We start from the raw sequence: 4311 nt of genomic DNA on the forward strand, positions 1-4311 counted from the left end.
TATGTACATATATTAAAAATTGTAAGGTTTCTAAGTTCTTTGTTACATTTAGCACATTTTACTTAATCTGACTCAAAAAGCAAGTAGGTATGAATAAAGGTAAGCATCTATCATAGCTAGATTATCAGTAGATGTCGGTTAATTCTGGATTTTACTAACTACTGACAACTTTTGAGAAGACCTTAATAATGATGTTTATTTATGCCCACTCACTTGAAAATGCAAATTTTATTCCAACTTTGCGTAGTTACACTGGTATACTTATAGAGTTAACAAGCTTAATTATGGTTAATTACTTTCCCTTAAAGAAACTATTCTTCTACATAAAATCTTTAAAAACTTATCTAAAAAAGTTTACGTATTTATTGTACTGTAGGTTTAATGGATATAACTTTTTGGTAGATACATTACAACAGGTAATGCTGGGTTTTGATAAACTCTTTTTTGCTAAACTAAGCTGTACTCAAGTTCATCTTAAATATATAGAGAACTTCATGAAAATAATTTGTTTAATAAAGATTAGAGCATCTACCAATAGATACTATATTCTGTAGTCGCCTCGGCGATTGAAACTATATACTCTGAGCAAAGGGAAATAAAGCTTTGGACTTTAACATAACACAAAAAGTTATGCATGATACATTAAGACTTGATGAAGTAGTAGAATTTGCTGAGAACCCAGAACCCCGTTGTCCTTGTGTACTTTTATTAGACACATCTGGGTCGATGCAAGGAGAGGCGATTGAGGCTTTAAATCAGGGTTTACTAAGCTTAAAGGATGAACTAGTCAAAAATTCCTTAGCCGCCAGACGGGTGGAAGTGGCGATCGTAACTTTTGACAGTAATATCAATGTAGTACAAGACTTTGTGACTGCCGATCAATTCAATCCGCCGATTTTGACAGCCCAAGGCTTGACTACAATGGGTGCGGGAATCCATAAAGCTTTGGACATAATTCAAGAGCGGAAATCTCAGTATCGTGCCAACGGGATTGCTTATTATCGTCCTTGGGTATTTATGATTACCGATGGAGAACCCCAAGGTGAATTAGAGCAAGTGGTAGAGCAAGCATCCCAGCGCCTACAGGGAGACGAGGCGAACAAGCGGGTAGCATTCTTTACAGTTGGAGTAGAAAATGCGAATATGACGCGTTTAAATCAAATAACTGTACGTACTCCCTTAAAGCTTAAAGGATTAAATTTTATCGAGATGTTTGTCTGGCTGTCAACTAGTATGTCGGCTGTTTCTCATTCACAAGTAGACGAACAGGTAGCACTACCGCCAATTGGTTGGGGAACTGTTTAATGAAAAATCGCAGCTTGATGTTTACACAGCTAGCTGCTTGAAAAAAAATTTATGAACATATCAAAACAGATTGCTCAATGGCGGATTGTGGCTGCGTCTGTATGTGGTACAAGTCACTTAAAAAACAATCAATTATGTCAGGATGCTCATCACTGGCAAATATTGTCAGATAATGTTTTAGTGGCGGCCGCAGCAGATGGCGCGGGTTCTGCTAGCCTTGGAAAAGTGGGAGCGATGGTTGCTGTGGAGACAGCAATCGAAAACATTTCTACCAAGGGGCTGACCCGAAAAAGTTTGACTGATGATAGCTTGGTGCGATCGCTCTTAAATGATGCCATATTCGCTGCCAAAAAAGCTGTAGAGGATGAGGCGGCTACTTGTGACAAACAGCCTCAAGATTTAGCAACTACCTTAATTATGCTGGTTGCCACACCAGAAGTTGTAGCTGTAGTTCAGATAGGTGATGGTTTGGCAGTGGCAAAAGATCGTCTGGGCAATCTGTTGGCACTGACGATGCCTGACAGTGGTGAATACATCAACCAAACCACTTTTTTAACTTCGCCTAATGCCTTAGATACAGCACAAATGAGATTATGGCGCACAGACATAGTAAACGTTGGTATCATCACCGACGGATTACAAATGCTGGCTTTGAATATGGTTGTTGGCGAACCTCACAAACCATTCTTTTTTCCGCTGTTTGAATTTGTCGCCAATACCGAAGATAAGACAGAAGCGAAGGAGCAATTGGTAAAATTTTTACGCTCAGAGCGGATTACGCAACGCACTGATGATGATTTAACACTCATTATAGCTGCATTCAACGACTCATGAGCAACAAATCTACAGGTTTCACATCTTACAATAACTTCCGTTAGCGGTAATTTCATTATGCAGGTACTACGTTGTTCCCCCAGAAAAGAAATCCTCAGTCTCAATGTCAGTTTGGGACGTGGCGGTGAAGCTTGTGTTTATGCTGTGCCATCCGATAACGATTTGGTGGCGAAGATTTACCACAAGCCAACCACTGCCCATGCTGATAAACTTCAAGCGATGCTTGCCAACCCGCCAGAAAACCCTACGGCGAGTTTAGGGCATATCTCTATCGCTTGGCCAGAGGATTTATTACGGGCGGCAGATGGCAAAAATAGCATCCTGGGCTTTTTGATGCCACGTATTCAGGGGATGCGTCCAATCATCGACTTTTACAACCCCAGAACCCGTCGGCAACATTGCCCCCTATTCAACTATCAGTACCTGCTCCGCACGGCTCGAAACTTGGCGGCAGCTTTTGCCGCTTTGCACGCTAGTGGATATTGTATTGGTGATGTGAACGAGTCTAATATCCTCGTCAGTGATACAGCACTGGTGACTTTGATAGACACAGACTCTTTCCAAGTAACCGACCCAAACAGCAATGTTGTTTATCGCTGCCCAGTAGGTAAACCAGAGTTTACTCCACCAGAACTACAAAATAAAACTTTTGCCCAGCACGATCGCGAAATCTCTCACGATTTATTTGGGTTAGCGGTGCTAGTATTTCAACTCTTAATGGAAGGCACCCACCCCTTTTCGGGGATTTTTCAAGGTGCAATTGAGCCACCACCTTACGAAGCCCGCATTGCATCGGGTCATTTTACTTACAGCCAAAAGCGCTACGTACCCTACCTACCTACTCCTATTGCACCCCCTTGGGAAATTCTCCATCCCAGCTTACAAGAACTATTTGTCCGTTGTTTTGAAGAGGGTCACAACAACCCACAACTACGCCCCAGTGCCCAGACTTGGCTCTCAGCAATCGCTGAAGCCGAAGAGTCCCTAATTACCTGTACAACAAATCCCCAGCATCGCTACAACAACCACATGCGTAGCTGTCCGTGGTGCGAACGTACCGTGCGATTAGGTGGACGCGACCCCTTTCCATCACATCGGGCTATAGAAGCTAGAGAACATCTTCAACCGCGAATCAAAGCGAGAAAGCGCTACAATCAGACACCGCATTTTCCCCAGCGAGCCATGTCACCGCAGGTAGCTAATTATTGGCAGCCAATGACTCCCAGCGGTTCATATAAACCTTCCAAAAAGTCAAAATTGTACCCGGTTATTTGTTGTTTGCTGGGTTTTGGTTTATTGGGATATGCAGACTTAATGATTAAATTTACTCAGCCGTTAGTTTCCCAAAATGCTTACACCCAACAAACAATCAAGTCTACCCAACCAAATAACAAACTCAGCTTCGCTGATTCCTATCAGCAAGGTTATATTGCTTACAAAGAGCGAGACTATGACAAAGCAATTGTCAACTTTAGCCAAGCAATTGAACAAGAACCGACACACGCTAGAGCAATTGTAAATCGTGGCAATGCCCGCTATAACCTGAAAGACTATGAAGGAGCAGTTACAGATTATAGCCAAGCTCTGAAAATCAATCCCAATCAAATCAAAGCTCTGGTAAATCGGGGCAATGCCCGCTATATGCTCGCTGAATATAGCAACGATCCCGATAAAGAATATAATCTAGCGATCGCAGACTATAATCGAGCCATTGGTCTGGATAATAATGAAATTGAAGCTTATGTCAGACGAGGGATTGTCCGCGCCCAAATGGCTAAATATAGCGGTGAATCTCAACAAGCTTACAAAAAAGCGATCGCAGATTTTACTCAAGCCATACAACTTAATGTCTCGAAAGCCGAAGCTTACTTTCAGCGGGGTGTTGTCTATTATCAAATTGCTCAATATAGCAGCAATTATCAGCAAGAATATAATCAAGCGATCGCTGACTTTAACCATGCATTAACTATTAGCCCCAAACTAGCAAAAGCATATCTCAAACGAGGTATGGTTCGCTATGAACTGGCACAGTATGGCGGTAGTGAATCTAACAAAAACCAAGCGAAAGCTGTCGAAGATATACAGGCATCTGCCAAAATATTTCTTGAGCAAGATGACATGGATAATTATCAGCAAGCACTCAGTAATATGTGCGTAGTCATCGAAAACAAA

At 41.9% G+C, this 4311-nt stretch carries 3 protein-coding genes; all 3 read left to right on the forward strand.

The genetic code is table 11. The features are described from left to right. The first annotated feature begins 630 nt into the window (after window positions 1-630). Window positions 631-1305, forward strand: coding sequence for a vWA domain-containing protein (locus IQ229_RS15250; protein ID WP_094351580.1), 675 nt, complete (start codon window positions 631-633; stop codon window positions 1303-1305). A 51-nt stretch (window positions 1306-1356) separates the two neighbouring features. After that, window positions 1357-2139 (forward strand): PP2C family serine/threonine-protein phosphatase, encoded by a 783-nt coding sequence (locus tag IQ229_RS15255; protein ID WP_194045008.1) that lies wholly within the window; start codon window positions 1357-1359, stop codon window positions 2137-2139. A gap of 57 nt (window positions 2140-2196) precedes the next feature. Further along, the coding region (locus IQ229_RS15260; RefSeq protein WP_194045011.1) for a tetratricopeptide repeat protein at window positions 2197-4311 on the forward strand (2115 nt) is incomplete at its 3' end.

The sequence above is a fragment of the Nostoc cf. edaphicum LEGE 07299 genome (assembly GCF_015207245.1).
GTDB classification, from domain to species: domain Bacteria; phylum Cyanobacteriota; class Cyanobacteriia; order Cyanobacteriales; family Nostocaceae; genus Nostoc; species Nostoc edaphicum_B.

Coding starts and splice junctions, on each gene's coding strand:
- IQ229_RS15250 (WP_094351580.1), top strand. CDS start 631: ATGCATGATACATTAAGACTTGATGAAGTAGTAGAATTTGCTGAGAAC.
- IQ229_RS15255 (WP_194045008.1), top strand. CDS start 1,357: ATGAACATATCAAAACAGATTGCTCAATGGCGGATTGTGGCTGCGTCT.